Annotated in this window: 13 protein-coding genes; 11 read left to right on the top strand and 2 right to left on the bottom strand. The window is 69.9% G+C overall.

The annotated features are described in order from the left end of the window. Positions 1-48: 48 nt before the first annotated feature. The 6 genes from F4560_RS27665 to F4560_RS27640 all read left to right on the top strand — a co-directional run bounded on the left by F4560_RS27665 (position 49) and on the right by F4560_RS27640 (position 6,900). Positions 49-1,098 carry an ABC transporter ATP-binding protein gene (locus F4560_RS27665; protein ID WP_184924674.1) on the top strand — a complete coding sequence of 350 codons (1,050 nt, stop codon included), beginning with the start codon at positions 49-51 and terminating at the stop codon, positions 1,096-1,098. Further along, positions 1,091-1,750 (top strand): ABC transporter permease, encoded by a 660-nt coding sequence (locus F4560_RS27660; RefSeq protein ID WP_184924672.1) that lies wholly within the window; start codon positions 1,091-1,093, stop codon positions 1,748-1,750. The genes F4560_RS27665 and F4560_RS27660 overlap by 8 nt, the downstream gene beginning before the upstream one ends. Continuing rightward, complete coding sequence (locus tag F4560_RS27655) at positions 1,747-2,430, top strand: ABC transporter permease (protein ID WP_184924669.1); 684 nt, start codon at positions 1,747-1,749, stop codon at positions 2,428-2,430. The genes F4560_RS27660 and F4560_RS27655 overlap by 4 nt, the downstream gene beginning before the upstream one ends. Before the next feature lie 186 nt (positions 2,431-2,616). After that, positions 2,617-4,008, top strand: a complete 1,392-nt coding sequence (locus tag F4560_RS46300; protein WP_221483667.1) for a zinc ribbon domain-containing protein — start codon at positions 2,617-2,619, stop codon at positions 4,006-4,008. Between the two features lie 38 nt (positions 4,009-4,046). Next, on the top strand, positions 4,047-4,931 hold the full coding sequence (locus tag F4560_RS27645; RefSeq protein WP_184924667.1) for an ABC transporter substrate-binding protein: 885 nt from the start codon (positions 4,047-4,049) through the stop codon (positions 4,929-4,931). 268 nt (positions 4,932-5,199) lie between these two features. Beyond that, positions 5,200-6,900, top strand: a complete 1,701-nt coding sequence (locus tag F4560_RS27640; RefSeq protein WP_312869514.1) for a cellulose-binding domain-containing protein — start codon at positions 5,200-5,202, stop codon at positions 6,898-6,900. Positions 6,901-6,946: 46 nt separating this feature from the next. On the opposite strand, the gene F4560_RS27635 is transcribed toward F4560_RS27640, so the two are convergent. After that, positions 6,947-7,717, bottom strand: coding sequence for an IclR family transcriptional regulator (locus tag F4560_RS27635; protein WP_184924663.1), 771 nt, complete (start codon positions 7,715-7,717; stop codon positions 6,947-6,949). Between the two features lie 45 nt (positions 7,718-7,762). Between F4560_RS27635 and F4560_RS27630 the strand changes: the two genes are divergently transcribed. From F4560_RS27630 to F4560_RS27610, 5 genes are all read left to right on the top strand, one after another. Then, on the top strand, positions 7,763-8,242 hold the full coding sequence (locus F4560_RS27630; RefSeq protein WP_184924662.1) for a SigE family RNA polymerase sigma factor: 480 nt from the start codon (positions 7,763-7,765) through the stop codon (positions 8,240-8,242). Then, entirely contained in the window at positions 8,239-9,234 is a 996-nt protein-coding gene (locus tag F4560_RS27625; protein WP_184924660.1) for a hypothetical protein, read from the top strand. Before F4560_RS27630 ends, F4560_RS27625 begins: the two co-directional genes overlap by 4 nt. Positions 9,235-9,322: 88 nt before the next feature. Then, entirely contained in the window at positions 9,323-10,825 is a 1,503-nt protein-coding gene (gene hutH, locus F4560_RS27620; protein ID WP_184924658.1) for a histidine ammonia-lyase, read from the top strand. Continuing rightward, positions 10,825-12,468, top strand: a complete 1,644-nt coding sequence (gene hutU, locus F4560_RS27615; RefSeq protein ID WP_184924657.1) for a urocanate hydratase — start codon at positions 10,825-10,827, stop codon at positions 12,466-12,468. The genes hutH and hutU overlap by 1 nt, the downstream gene beginning before the upstream one ends. Next, positions 12,461-13,639, top strand: coding sequence for an allantoate amidohydrolase (locus F4560_RS27610; RefSeq protein WP_184924655.1), 1,179 nt, complete (start codon positions 12,461-12,463; stop codon positions 13,637-13,639). Before hutU ends, F4560_RS27610 begins: the two co-directional genes overlap by 8 nt. Here the strand turns inward: F4560_RS27610 and F4560_RS27605 are convergent. Next, the gene (locus F4560_RS27605; RefSeq protein WP_221483665.1) at positions 13,548-14,714 is read right to left on the bottom strand and encodes an RNA-guided endonuclease InsQ/TnpB family protein; all 1,167 of its coding nucleotides are present in this window, start codon (positions 14,712-14,714) and stop codon (positions 13,548-13,550) included. The two genes, F4560_RS27610 and F4560_RS27605, sit on opposite strands and share 92 nt — an antisense overlap. Positions 14,715-14,759 lie beyond the last annotated feature (45 nt).

The following is a 14,759-nucleotide window of genomic DNA, read 5'->3' as shown; positions in this document are numbered from 1 at the left end:
GGGCTAGGGTCGGGCGACGCTTGATACCCATCGGCAGGAGGACCACGGGTGATCGAGTTCCGCGACGTGACCAAGCGGTTCGACGACGGGACCACCGCGGTGAACGGCCTGGACCTGGTGGTCGAGGCCGGCACGATCACCGTTTTCGTCGGACCGTCCGGGTGCGGCAAGACCACGTCCCTGCGCATGGTGAACCGGATGCTCGACCCGACGTCCGGCACGATCCTGGTGGACGGCGAGGACGTGCTCGGCGTGGATCCGCCCACGCTCCGGCGCGGTATCGGGTACGTGATCCAGCAGGCCGGCCTGTTCCCGCACCGGACCGTGCTGGACAACGTCGCCACGGTGCCGCTGCTCATCGGCTGGACCAGGCGCAAGGCGCGTGCGCGTGCCGCCGAGCTGCTGGAGCTGGTCGGACTGCCCGCCGAGCTGGGCAGGCGCTACCCCGTGCAGCTGTCCGGCGGCCAGCAGCAGCGCGTCGGCGTGGCCCGTGCGCTGGCGGCGGACCCGCCGGTGCTGCTGATGGACGAGCCGTTCAGCGCGGTCGACCCGGTGGTGCGCGAAGGCCTCCAGGACGAGCTGCTGCGGCTCCAGGCCGAGCTGGACAAGACCATCGTCTTCGTCACGCACGACATCGACGAGGCCATCCGCATCGGCGACAAGGTCGCGGTGATGCGGACCGGCGGCTTCCTCGCCCAGTACGCGCCGCCGTCCGTGCTGCTGACCAGGCCGGCGGACGACTTCGTGGCGAACTTCGTCGGCAAGGACCGCGGCTACCGCAGCCTGTCCTTTGTGGACTCATCGGGCGTCGAAGTGGTCGAGGTGCCCACCGTACCCGAAGGTTCAGCGTTCGAGTCCTCTTCGGACTGGCGGCTGGTGGTGGACGCGGACAAGCGCCCGCAGGGCTGGGTCGCGCCGGACGCGTCGGTCGTGCCCGGCGGCTCGCTGTACGAGGTGGGCGCGTCGATCCGGGGCGCGCTGGACTCCGCGCTGTCGTCGCCGTCCGGGTTGGGCGTCGCGGTGGACGCCGAGGGACGGCTGGCCGGCGTCGTCACGGCCCGGCAGGTGCTGGACGTGATCGAGAGCCGCCGTGGGTGACATCGGCACTTACCTGAGCGACGCCGGCACGAGGGCGGCGCTGCTGGACCGGCTGCTCGAACACGTCTACCTGTCACTGGTGCCGCTGGTCGTGTCGGTGGCGCTGGCGATCGTGCTCGGCCTGCTGTGCCACCGGTTCCGGCCGGTCAACGCGGCGCTGATCGCGTTGTCGAACGTCCTCTACACGATCCCGTCGCTGGCCCTGTTCGCGATCATCCCCGCGTTGATCGGCACCAGGGTGCTCGACCCGATCAACGTGATCAGCGCGCTGACCCTCTACACCACCGCGCTGCTGGTCCGGCCGGTCGCCGAGGCGCTGGACGCGGTGCCGTCGCACATCATCGCCGCCGCCACCGCGATGGGCTTCCGGCCGTGGCGCCGGTTCCTGACGGTGGAGCTGCCGCTGGCCGTGCCGGTGCTCGCGGCGGGCGTGCGGGTCGGGTCGGTGAGCAACATCAGCCTGGTCAGCGTGGGCGCGTTGATCGGCACCGGCGGTCTCGGCACGCTGTTCACCGACGGCTTCCAGCAGCGCTACCTCGCGCCGATCATCGTCGGCATCGTGCTGACCCTGGTGTTGGCGCTGGTGGTCGACGTGCTGCTGGTGCTGCTCCGCAACCGACTGACCCCGTGGGTGCTGGTGGGTAAGCCATGATCTTCGCCGAGGCGTTCGCGTGGTTGGTCGACCCGGTCAACTGGTCGGGCGGCAAGTCGATCCCGGTGCGGGTCGGCGTCCACCTGCTGTTCTGCGTCGGCGCGGTGCTCGGCGCCGCGCTGATCGCCGTGCCGCTCGGCCTGTTCGTGGGCCACACCGGGCGCGGCGGGGTGGTGCTCGTCGGCGGCAGCAACGCGTTGCGCGCGCTGCCGACGCTGGGCCTGGTGACGTTCCTGTACCTGATCACGGGCGGCGGCACGGTCGGTGTGCTGATCGCCCTGATCGTGCTCGCCGTGCCGCCGATCCTGGCGGGCACGTACGCGGGCATCCAGGACGTGGACCGCGGTGTGGTGGACGCGGCGCGCGGCATGGGCATGACCGGGACGCAGTGGCTGTGGCGGGTAGAGGTGCCGAACGCCCTGCCGCTGCTCATCGGCGGTCTGCGCAACGCGATGCTCCAGGTCGTGGCCACCGCGTCGGTGGCGGCGTACGTGGGCATCGAGACGTTGGGGCGTCCCCTCCTGGACGGCGTGCGGGTCCTGGACTACGCGCAGTTCGTCGGCGGCGCGATCCTCATCGCGCTGCTCGCGGTCGCGCTGGACGCGGTGCTCGCGGGCGTGGGCAAGCTCGTCGTCCCCGCGGGTGTGCGGCTGTCCGCCCGAGCGGGCAGGAAAGCGTGAGCAGGGCGGTCGAAGTGGACGCAACTGAAGCGCCGTGGATGAACTGCGCGCACGTCGAACCCGGAGCCCGTGTTCCAAGCGCGGTTATGAATCGTTGTCGCGCAGGGTTGGCTATGGTGGTGCAGCATGTCTTGCATCGGCGGGTTCCGCCGACCGAGTCCGCCCCATGTCCGGCGAGGTGATCAGGTGAAGGTCACCCGGATCGCTTACAGCCGGAACCTCAACGCGGGCAAGTACGCACTGCTGGTCGAGCAGGCCCGCCGGTTGGGCCGTGTTCGCAGCGAGGTGTGGCAGCGATACGGGTCTGTGTCGGGTAGTCGGCTCTCGGACCGGCAGATTCGTGACCAGTGGATGGCCGCGGGCACCGCCGCCCGGTTCGGGGTACTGGCCAACGCTTGGAAGGAGACCTTGCGGGACGCAGTCGGGGACATCACCGCGAACCGCGCCGCTGCCAAGGCACACGTCCGCAAGGTGGTGAGCCGTCGCGTCGTGGACGTTGCCGAGCGCAAGCGCCTGTTCTCCGCTCTCAAGACCGACACTTGGGCCGAGGACCCGTTCCTTTCCAGGTTGATGCGCAAGCACCGGAAACGCGGCCGTAACCGGACACACAACCAGATCGTGATCCGCTCGGATCAGTACCGCACCTTCACCCTCACCGGGGGTGGTGATTCCTGGCTCTCCGTTCCAGGCGTGGAGCGGCGCCAGTCGGTGTTGATTCCGCTGGACACGACCGTGGCTCCATCTGGGACACTGAGGCTCATCCTGCGCGACAAGAGAGTCGAGGTGCACTACCAGATCGACGCGTTCTCCCTGAGATCCTCGAAGCGGCCGGCGGGCGGCAGTGAGATCGGGGTGGACAAGGGCTATACCGAAGTGCTCACCGACTCTGACGGCGTGCACCACGGCACCGAACTGGGCCGCCTGCTCAGCTCGGAGTCCGATCACCGCAAGGTGCGGAACGTGCGTCGCGCGAAGATCCGGTCCGTGGCGGAGAGGGACCGTGGCGCGGGCGGCCACGACAAGGCGCAGCGGATCGCCCGTCACAATCTTGGCACGGCCAAGAGGGACCGGCGTTCGTCCCGCTGGCGGCAAACGGTGCGCACCGTTACGTTCCGTGCGGTGCACGCTGTGGTCGACAAAGCCGCGTTGGTCGCGGCAGAAGACCTCACCAGGACGTTCACCGGCCGTGTTCGTCGTGGCCGCGACGTCAACCGGCGTCTGGCGGCGTGGACCAAGGGTGTCACCGCCGAGGCGCTCATGAATGTGTCGGAGCGCAGAGGTTCTGCGCTCACGCTGGTCAATGCGGCCTACACCTCACAAGTCGTGCCCTGCTGCGACGCTCTCGGGCGCCGCAGCGGGGACCGGCTTCACTGCACCCGGTGCGGGGTGGTGTGGCAGGCGGACCATGCGGCAGCGATCAACGTCCTGCATCGAGTGGGTGACCCCGACATCACCTTGCACACCCCCTACCGGCGGGTGGGAAGCATAGTGCGGGAACGGGCCGATCGCCGATCGGATCAGACTGCCGATCCTGGACTCCAGTCCACGTCGTGGGCGGAGAGCGAATTATCCGAATGATCATTTTTGATCAGCGAGTAGGAAGCAGGAAGTCCGGCATGAAGCGCACGTTGGCCGTCATCGTCGCCGCGGCCACCCTGGTCGTTTCCGCCTGCGGGTCCAAAGAGGACCTGGGCGGGACCGGGCAGGAAGCCGCGTCGGGTGAGGTCGTGGTCGGTTCGGCCGACTTCACCGAGAACAAGATCCTGGCCGAGATCTACGCCGGCGCGTTGAAGGCGACCGGCGCGACCGTGTCGGTCAAGCCCGGCATCGGCGCCCGCGAGCTGGTCGTGAAGGCGTTGCAGGACAAGTCGCTCGGCGTGGTGCCGGAGTACACCGGCAACCTGCTGAACTACTTCGACAAGACCAACACCACGACCGAGGCGGAGGCCGTTTACGCGGCGTTGAAGTCGAAGACGCCGGCGGGCCTCGAGGTGCTGAAGAAGTCGGACGCGGAGGACAAGGACGTCCTGGTGGTCACCAAGGCCACGGCGGACGGCGGCGTGAAGTCGATCGCCGACCTCGGGTCCGGCAAGTACGTGCTCGGCGCGGCCGGTGAATGGCAGCAGCGCTGGGAAGCGAAGATCAAGGACCTGTACGGGGTGACGTTCACCGAGATCAAGACCACCGACGCGGGCGGTCCGATCACCGTGGACGCGCTGAAGAACGGCACCGTGCAGGTGATCAACCTCTACACCACGTCCGCCGACATCAAGGCGAACGGCTTCGTGGAGCTGGAAGACCCGAAGACGATGTACCCGGCCCAGAACATCGTGCCGCTGCTGCGTTCGGACGCGGTGGACGCGAAGGGCAAGGAGGCGCTGGACAAGGTCTCCGCGGCGCTCACCACCGAGAACCTGGCCGACCTGGTCAAGCAGGTGGACGTCGACAAGAAGACCGTGGCCAACGTCGCGGCGGAGTTCCTGAAGACCGTCAGCCTCTGAACGTTCAGCCTCTGATCGTTTCGCACGCGTGGGCCGGGGTGATCACCCCGGCCCACGAGCGTTTTCGCAACATTACGCGAACCGTTGACAACCGCTCGCGGTCGGTCGAACACTGTCCGCACCGCCGTCCTCGGCCTCTTATCGGTCCCGGAACCGCCATTCCGCCGCCATTTCCTTTGTGGAGGGCAGAATGCATTCTCGTCGATACCGGTCAAGATTCTTAGCGATTGCGGCGGTCGCCGCGTCGGTCGTCGGTAGCGGGGTGGTCGTGGCGCGGGCCGCCACCACGGGGTGTTCCGTCACGTACGCCGTCCCGTCGCAGTGGCAGGGCGGTTTCACCGCGAACGTCACCGTCACCAACCTGGGCGATCCGGTCAGCTCGTGGACGCTGACGTGGAGCTTCGCCTCCGGCCAGCAGGTCACCCAGGCGTGGAACGCCACCGCGTCGCAGAGCGGCAGCCAGGTCACCGCCCGCAACGCCACCTACAACGGCAGCCTGGCGACCGGGGCCACCGCGTCGTTCGGCTTCAACGGCTCGTGGAGCAGCAGCAACCCCGCGCCGACCTCGTTCGCCCTCAACGGCACCACGTGCACGGGCGCGCCGTCGACGACCACCACCACGACGTCAAGCGGGTCCACGACATCGAGCCCCACGTCCACCAGCCCCACGTCCACCAGCCCGACGTCCACCACGTCCGTCCCGCCGAGTGACAACCCCAACTGGGGCAAGTCGTTGCCGCCGGCGGACGCGCGGACCAGCATGGCGTACGACATCGTCGCGTCGTCCAGCGGCAGCGGCTACACCCCGCGCGCCAACGAATGCTCGCGCGAGATCCACGCGCGGTACTGGACTTACGGGCCGGACGGCAAGGTCTACCCGACGTGGCACCCACCGCGCGACGCGAGCGGCTGCGCGTTCGGGCACGAGCACGGTGACGACCCGCGCACGTCGGATCTCTTCTCCACGGCCAAGTGGGCGCCGTTCGGCTACACCAGCGAAGTGATGATGTCGGCCAACCCCGGTGGCGCGCACCGGCACGAGGACCACGTCGGGCACAAAGTCTTGGCGGTCAACAACTCCAACGTCAAGCAGGGCGACGACGGCACCAGCTTCTTCCCGCCCAGCGGCACCACGATCGCCGTGTGCGACATCCTGCTGAAGTTCCACCAGGGCACCCACTCGCCCGACGCGTTCACCAACAACGCGCACGAGCTCATCTACTACAACCGGTGCTCGCACAACGACAACGGCCAGATCAGCGAGGCCCGGTTCACCGCGTTGATCCCCAACGGCCGCCCGGGTGGGTTCGGCGCCACGGACTGCCCCGGCCCGTTCAACAACAAGTTCACCAACGTCGGCGCGGCCGTGCCCGCGGACTCCCCGTCGGACACCCGCTCCCTCGGCCGGCTCATCACCGACGCGAGCTGCGTGCAGGCGATCCGGGAGGGCAAGACGCACTTCGAGGTGATCACGGGCACGGAGGTTCCGTTCGACACCAACGACTTGCACGAGTTCTGGTTCTCGAACGTCTCCGTCACCACCTCGCAGCTGACGTTCAACATCCAGCCCTTGTTCTACGTGCTCAACCCCAGCCGCTACTACGACGCGAGCAAGCCGAACCGGCTCGCCCGCCAGGTCGACCTCTGCTACGACGGCATCCGCGGCGACTACTGCAACACGGTCCGCCAGATCACGCAGCAGACCGGTGAACGAGTGGCGTGGGACGACCCGCGTTCGCCGTTCAAGGGCACGCTGCGCGAGTTCCGGCCGGGCGGCTTCACCGTGCGCAACACCGGACCGGCCACCGTCTACACCGACGTGTACGGCCGCAACGCGTCCACGACACCGTTCACCGGCTCGATCCAGCAGCACTTCTCGGGCAACCACGCAGCAGTGCAGATGTTCGTCCGCGGCGCCACGAGGGACTACGCCGCGAACTCCGCCGACCGGATCCACGCACCCAACTGACCGTCCGATGTGGGGACCCGCGGCCGTCCGCGGGTTCCCACCCCCGTCAGCCCCGACCCCCGATCCGGCCGGTCAGCTCGTCCGCCGCACGTCGGATCTCCACCGCCAACTCCGGCCACGTCTCACCGCACTCCACCTCGCAGACGTGCCGGAACGTGACCGTGATCGCCGCGATCGGCCGTTCGCCGTGATCGAAGACCGGAGCCGCCACCGAAGCGAACCCGGCCGTCACGTACCCGTCCTCCACCGCCCACCCGCGCCGCCGTTCCAGCGCGAGCAACCGCCGCAACGCGGGCAGGTTCCGCGGCCCACGCCCGGTCCGGTCCACGAACGGGCCGGGGAACAACGCCCGCACCTGCGCCGCCGGCAACCGCGCCAACATGGCCCGCCCGGAAGCGGTGAGGTGCGCCGGTAGCCGCACGCCCACGTCCGACACGATCGTGGTCGGGTGCCGAGGCTGCTCCCGCACCAGGTAGAGCGCCTCCGAGCCGTGCAGCACGCCGAGGTGGGCCGTGCGCCCGACGGAGTCGACCAACCGCCGCAGCAACGGCCGGGCGAGCCGTTCCAACGGGTCGTGCCGCAGGTACGCCGATCCGAGTTCGAACGCCGCCACGCCCAGCCCGTAGCGTTGCTCCTCGGGGAAGTGGGTGGCGAACCCGGCCGCCGTCAGCTCCGCCAGCAGGTGGTACGTCGTGGACCTGGGCAGGGACAGCTCACGCGCCACCGCCGCCGCCGACACCGGACCGGGCCTGCCCGCCAACAGGCGCAGCACCGCGAGCCCTCGGCGCAACGCCGGCACCTCGCTGCTGCCTCCCACGAAACCCATTCTCAACAAATCCGGGGTGAAGCGCATTGGAGGGTTATGACGACCAGCTTCGAGGACTTCGCCACCGGGCAGGTCACCCCGCTGCTGCGCTACGCCACCGTGCTGACGGGTGATCCGCACCTCGCCCAGGACGTGGTCCAGGAGTGCCTGCTCAGGGCCCAACAGCGCTGGTCACGGATAGCGAAGCTCGACGCGCCCACCGCGTACCTCAAGCGGATGGTCACCAACGAGTACCTGAGTTGGCGTCGCCGCTGGAAGCCGCACGTGTCGCTGCACGGCATAGACCCACCGGGCCCGGACGAGACCCGTCACCACGACGAGCGCCAGGCGATGCTCCAGCGCATCGACCGGCTACCGCGCAAGCAGAAGGCCGCCGTGGTGCTGCGGTTCTACGAGGGCTACGACGACGCCGAGATCGCCGAGACCTTGGGCTGCTCCCAGGTCACGGTCCGCAGCCACATCTCCCGCGCGCTGGCCACGCTGCGCACGAACGTCCGGGTGAAGGAGGAACTGTGACCGACTCCAAGGCGACCGACTCCAACGGGACCGAAAGCCTGATCCGGGACGCACTGCGGATGCGCGCCGACCAGGCCCCACCACCCGGCCCGGTGCTGGTCGCCCTGCGCCGGCCGAGGAAGTCCCGCACACCGCTCTTCCTGGTCCTGGCTGCGGCGGCCACCGCGGCGGCCGTCGCCATCGTGGCCACCACGGTCAGCCGGCCCACGGCCGAGTCGCCACCGGCCACGTCGGCGAGCATCCTGATCGAGCCGACGATCCCGACGGTCTCGCTGGGCTACAGCCCGACGTGGGTGCCCGAGGGCTTCACCGAGCGGCAGCGCGTGATCGACCCGGATACCTACAACCAGCGCACCTGGGCACGCGGCGAGCAGACCGCCAAGCCCACCTACCCGTACCTGGACCTGAGCGTGCAGCCCGCCAACGCGAGCACGGGCGCGCTGACGGACCTGATCGCGGACGCACCCGCGGCCGACCGCGTCACCGTCAACGGCGCACAAGGCGTCGTCTCGGGTGACACGACCGTGCTGTGGCAGCCGGAACCCGGCGTGTTCCTGTCGATCGGCCTGAAGAACACGCCGGACGCCCGCGCCACCGCCCTGCGCGTCGCCGAGTCGGTGCGCCCGGATCCGGAACCGGTGCGGATGCCGGTGTCGTTGGGCGGCTCGCGCGGCATCCAGGCACAAGCGGGCAGTTCGGAAGGCTGGCAGGTCCTCACCTCGGGTGAGCACGACGGCGTCGGCTACAGCGTGACGTTGAGGCAGCACCCGTGGGACTTCGACGGGGCGGTGCCGAAGATGTTCTCCGCCCGCGGTCACACGGCCCGCTACTACACCGCCAACACCGGTGCCCTCGTCGTGGAGCTGGGCCCGGAGATGTACCTCCAGGTCTCGCCGGCCGGCACGAAGTCCGCCGGGCTGGAGCAGCTGATCGCGGCGGCCGAGGCGGTGGTGGTCGACCCGGACCCGGACATGGCCTGGGCCGGTCCCTAGCCGAAGAGTCCCGGGCGAGTCTGGGATACCAGACACGATCGGCGGACGTCGGGTCGTGCGGACCCGGCTGCCGGGTTGAGATGGGTGCATGCAACCCGTGCAGCTGGGTCCGAAACCCCTGACCCGCGATGACGTCCACGCCGTGGCCCGAGGCGACGCGCGCGTGGAGATCACGGAGGCGGCGCGCGAGGCGGTCACCACCGCCCGTGCGCACATCGAACGCCTGGCCACCGCCGAGCAGCCCACGTACGGCATCTCCACGGGGTTCGGCGCGCTGGCCGTCCGGCACATCCCGCCGGACCGCCGGGCCGCCCTCCAGCAGTCCCTGGTCCGCTCGCACGCGGCGGGCGCGGGTCCCGCGGTCGAGCGCGAGGTGGTCCGCGCCCTCGTGCTGCTCCGCCTCAAGACCCTGACCAGCGGTCACACCGGCATCCGGCTGGAGACGGCCGAGGCGATGGCGGCGATGCTGAACGCGGGCATCACGCCGGTCGTGCACGAGTTCGGCTCGCTCGGCTGCTCGGGCGACCTGGCCCCGCTGTCCGCCGCCGCCCTGGCCCTCACCGGCGAGGGTGACGTGCACGACGCGGACGGCCACCTGGTCCCGGCCGCCGAAGCCCTCGCCAAGGCGGGCATCCAGCCCGTCCGCCTGGCCGAGAAAGAGGGCCTGGCGCTGATCAACGGCACGGACGGCATGCTCGGCATGCTCATCCTCGCCCTCAAGGACCTGCACTACCTGCTGGACGTCGCCGACCTGACCGCCGCGATGAGCGTGGAAGCCCTCCTCGGCACGGACCGCGTGTTCGCCGCCGACCTCCAGGCCCTGCGCCCGCACCCCGGCCAGGGTCGGTCCGCCCAGCGGATGGCGGAGATCCTGCGCGACTCCGAGATCATGGCGAGCCACCGCGGCCCGGACTGCACCCGCGTTCAGGACGCCTACTCGTTGCGCTGCTCGCCGCAGGTGCACGGCGCGGCCCGCGACACCGTCGCCTACGCCGAGACCGTCGCCGACCGCGAACTGGCGTCGTCCATCGACAATCCGGTGGTGCTGGCCGACGGCCGGGTCGAGTCGAACGGCAACTTCCACGGCGCGCCGATCGCCTACGTGCTGGACTTCCTGGCCATCCCGACCGCCGACGTGGCGAGCATCGCCGAACGCCGGACGGACCGGATGCTCGACGTGAACCGCTCGCACGGCCTGCCGCCGTTCCTCGCGCACGACCCGGGCGTCGACTCCGGCCACATGATCGCCCAGTACACCCAGGCCGCGATCGTCAGCGAACTCAAGCGCCTGGCCGTGCCCGCGTCGGTCGACTCGATCCCGAGCAGCGCCATGCAGGAGGACCACGTCTCCATGGGCTGGTCCGCCGCACGCAAGCTCCGCCAGTCCGTCGACGGCCTGCGCCGCGTCCTCGCGATCGAGCTGCTGACCGCCGCCCGTGCTTTGGACCTGCGTAAACCGCTCAAGCCCGCCCCCGCCACCGCGGCGGCCGTCGAGAAGCTCCGCGAGCACGTCGAGGGCCCCGGCCCGGACCGCCACCTCGCGCCAGAGATCGCCGCCGCCGAAGACCTGATCCGGAAGGGAGTCCTCTGATGGTGCGCGCCGCACGGGGAACCGACCTCACCGCCCGCAGTTGGCCGACCGAGGCCGCACTGCGGATGTTCCACAACAACCTCGACCCGGACGTCGCCGAACGTCCCGACGACCTGGTCGTCTACGGCGGCACCGGCAAGGCCGCCCGCGACTGGCCGAGCTTCCACGCCATCACCCGCGAGCTGACGAACCTGAAGGACGACGAGACCCTGCTCGTCCAGTCCGGCCGTCCGGTCGGCGTCATGCGCACCCACGAGTGGGCGCCCCGCGTGCTGATCGCGAACTCCAACCTCGTGCCGGACTGGGCGAACTGGCCCGAGTTCCGCCGCCTCGAAGCCGAGGGCCTGACCATGTACGGCCAGATGACGGCCGGTTCGTGGATCTACATCGGCACCCAGGGCATCCTCCAGGGCACCTTCGAGACGTTCGCCGCCGTCGCCACCAAGCGGTTCGACGGCACCCTTCGCGGCACGCTCACCGTCACGGCCGGGCTCGGCGGGATGGGTGGCGCGCAACCGCTTGCGGTCACCATGAACGAGGGCGTGGCGCTCTGCGTCGAGGTCGACCCGCAGCGCGCCCGCCGCCGCGTGGAGACCCGCTACCTGGACGAGATCGCGGACGACCTCGACGACGCGATCGCGCGGGTGCTGAAGGCGAAGTCCGAAGGCCGGGCGCTGTCCGTGGGCCTCATCGGCAACGCCGCCGAGGTGCTGCCCGAGCTGCTGCGCCGCGAGGTGCCGGTGGACATCGTCACCGACCAGACCTCCGCGCACGACCCGCTGGCGTACTGCCCCAAGGGCGTCGCGGTGGAGGACTGGGCCGACTACGCCGCCGCCAAGCCGGACGAGTTCACCGACCGGGCCCGCGAGTCGATGGCCGACCACGTCGAGGCCATGGTGGGCTTCATGGACCGCGGCGCCGAGGTGTTCGACTACGGCAACTCCATCCGCGGTGAGGCCAAGGCCGGCGGCTACGACCGGGCGTTCGACTTCCCCGGTTTCGTGCCCGCCTACATCCGGCCGCTGTTCTGCGAGGGCAAGGGCCCGTTCCGCTGGGCGGCGCTCTCCGGGGACCCGGCCGACATCGCGGCGACCGACCGGGCGATCCTGGAGCTGTTCCCGGAGAACGAGCAGTTGGCGCGCTGGATCAAGCTGGCCGGCGAACGCGTCGAGTTCCAGGGCCTGCCCGCCCGCATCTGCTGGCTGGGCTACGGCGAACGCCACCTCGCCGGGCTCAAGTTCAACGAGATGGTCGCGTCCGGCGAGGTGTCCGCGCCGATCGTCATCGGCCGGGACCACCTGGACTGCGGCTCGGTCGCGTCCCCGTACCGGGAGACCGAGGCGATGGCCGACGGCTCCGACGCGATCGCCGACTGGCCGCTGCTGAACGCCCTGGTCAACACCGCTTCCGGCGCCACCTGGGTGTCCCTGCACCACGGCGGCGGGGTCGGTATCGGCCGGTCCATCCACGCGGGTCAGGTGACGGTCGCGGACGGGACCCCGTTGGCGGCGCAGAAGATCGAGCGGGTGCTGACCAACGACCCGGCGATGGGCGTGATCCGGCACGTCGACGCCGGGTACCAGCGGGCCGTGGACGTCGCCGCCGAGAAGCACGTCCCCATCCCGATGAGCAGCGATGACTGACCTCCAGGACATCGCCGACGTCGGCCGCGACCGGCGACGTGGCGGCTACTCGCGGCACGGTTTCGACAAGGTCGAGCTTGAGTTGCGCGCGTGGTTCGCGGAAGAGGCCCGCCGTCGGGGGCTCGACGTCCGACCCGATCGGAACGGCAACCTCTGGGCGTGGTGGGGCAAGCCGGGGCCGGGTGCGGTGATCACCGGCAGTCATCTGGACTCGGTGCCGGGCGGTGGGGCGTTCGACGGGCCGTTGGGTGTGGTGTCGGCTCTGCAAGCGGTGGACTTGTTGCGGGCTCGTGGTTTCACGCCTTCGAAGCCGTTGGCGATCGTCGTGTTCGTGGAGGAGGAGGGTGGGCGCTTCGGTGTCGCCTGCCTCGGGTCACGGCTGATGACCGGCGCGATCGCACCGGAGGTCGCCGCCAAGCTGACCGATGCCGACGGCGTCACGTTCGGCGAGGCGGCGCACGCGTCGGGCTTCGACCCGTTGCGGATGGGGCGGGATGACCGTGCACTGGGGTCGATCGGCGCCTTCGTCGAGCTGCACGTCGAGCAGGGGCGTGGCTTGGACGTGCCGGTGGGTTTGGCGAGTTCGATCCTGGCCCATGGTCGGTGGCGGTACACGTTCACCGGGGAGGGCAACCACGCCGGCGCGACGTTGATCGAGGATCGTCGTGATCCGATGCTGCCGGCGGCGCAGATGGTGCTGGCGGCGCGGCGTGCGGCTACTTCCGGGGCCCGTGCGACGGTCGGCCGGCTTGTGCCGAACCCCGGTGGCACCAACGTCATTCCTTCGTCCGTGGACGTCTGGCTGGATGCGCGGGCCGATGACGAGCCGCGCACCCGTGAGGTGGTCGACCGGATCACGTCGGCGGCGCGTGCGGCGGCTGAGGACGAGGGCTGCGCGGTGCGGGTGACGGAGGAGAGCTGGGGCGGGACTGTGCACTTCGATCCCGGTCTGATGGCTGACATCCGTGGTGCGCTCGGGTCGGACACGCCGGACTTGCCCACCGGCGCCGGTCACGACGCCGGGATCCTGGCCGCGCACGTGCCTACCGCCATGTTGTTCGTGCGCAACCCGACCGGGATCAGCCACGCGCCGGACGAGTTCGCCGAGTCGGACGACTGCGCGGCGGGTGTGGTGGCGTTGGCGACGACGTTGGAGCACCTGGCGCGTTGACAACCTCCCCTCCCTGAAGAGGGGAGTGCCCGCCGGGCTCGCGCCCGGCAGTTCCTGCTTCTTCTCCCGAGGGAGGTTTCACCGGATGCCTCGCCGACTGGCGTCGGGTCGGTCTTACTCCGGCTCTACAGGCTGTGACCGCCTGCCCGGCGGCCAGGATGTTGCGCGCGGCGTTCACGTCGCGGTCGTGCCGTGCCCCGCAACCGGGGCAGGTCCACTCCCGCACCCGCAGCGGCAGCATGTCCAGCAGAAGCCCGCAGGCCGAGCAGGTCTTACTGGACGGAAACCAGCGGTCGACCACGACCAGGTCGCGGCCGTACCAGTCGCACTTGTACTCCAGCATCGACCGCAACTGCGACCACGACGCGTCGGAGATGGCGCGGGCCAACGACCTGTTCCTGACCATGTTGCGGACCGCCAGGTCCTCGATCACGACCAGTTGGTTCTCCTGGACGAGTCGAGTGGTCAGCTTGTGCAGCAGGTCCCGCCGGCGGTCGGCGATACGGGCGTGGACACGGGCCACCCGCAGCTGCGCCTTCGCCCGGTTCGCGGAGAGCTTCTCCTTGCGGGCCAGGGCCCGCTGGGCGCGGGCCAAACGTTCCCGGTCCTGTCGTTCGTGTCTCGGGTTGGTGATCTTCTCCCCGGTGGAGAGGGTGAGCAGGGAAGTGATCCCGGCGTCGACACCCACCACGCGGTCGACGGGAGGGGCGTGGTCGACGGTGGTCTCGACCAGGATCGACACATGCCACCGGCCGGCCGGGGGATAGCGGGACCGTTTCTCCCAGAACGCGGCGAACGCGGTCTGCAGGTGCCGCAGCGACTGCTGCAACGGCACCGACGACACCTCGTTGAGAAACGACAGCCCGTCGGTCTTCTTCCACTCCGTCAGCAACGCCGACGTCTGCACGTAGTTGACCCGGCGCTGCTCACCGAACCACGCCGCCGTGCGGGCCTCCAACGCCCGGTTGTACACCACCCGCACACACCCGAACGTGCGCGACAACTCCACTTCCTGCCCTGGGGTCGGATAAAAGCGGTACCGGAACGCCCGCTTCACCACCGACACCGACGCCATTCCCCGCACGTTAGCATTTCAGCAAGTAAACCCTGCCGACACGGT

The sequence above is a fragment of the Saccharothrix ecbatanensis genome, assembly GCF_014205015.1.
In the GTDB taxonomy this organism is placed as follows: domain Bacteria; phylum Actinomycetota; class Actinomycetes; order Mycobacteriales; family Pseudonocardiaceae; genus Actinosynnema; species Actinosynnema ecbatanense.
Note: the sequence above shows the minus strand (reverse complement) of the source record. Positions and strands in the feature narration are given on the sequence as shown.

Coding starts and splice junctions, on each gene's coding strand:
- F4560_RS27655 (WP_184924669.1), top strand. CDS start 1,747: ATGATCTTCGCCGAGGCGTTCGCGTGGTTGGTCGACCCGGTCAACTGG.
- F4560_RS27645 (WP_184924667.1), top strand. CDS start 4,047: ATGAAGCGCACGTTGGCCGTCATCGTCGCCGCGGCCACCCTGGTCGTT.
- F4560_RS27630 (WP_184924662.1), top strand. CDS start 7,763: ATGACGACCAGCTTCGAGGACTTCGCCACCGGGCAGGTCACCCCGCTG.
- hutH (WP_184924658.1), top strand. CDS start 9,323: ATGCAACCCGTGCAGCTGGGTCCGAAACCCCTGACCCGCGATGACGTC.
- hutU (WP_184924657.1), top strand. CDS start 10,825: ATGGTGCGCGCCGCACGGGGAACCGACCTCACCGCCCGCAGTTGGCCG.
- F4560_RS27610 (WP_184924655.1), top strand. CDS start 12,461: ATGACTGACCTCCAGGACATCGCCGACGTCGGCCGCGACCGGCGACGT.
- F4560_RS27605 (WP_221483665.1), bottom strand. CDS start 14,714: ATGGCGTCGGTGTCGGTGGTGAAGCGGGCGTTCCGGTACCGCTTTTAT.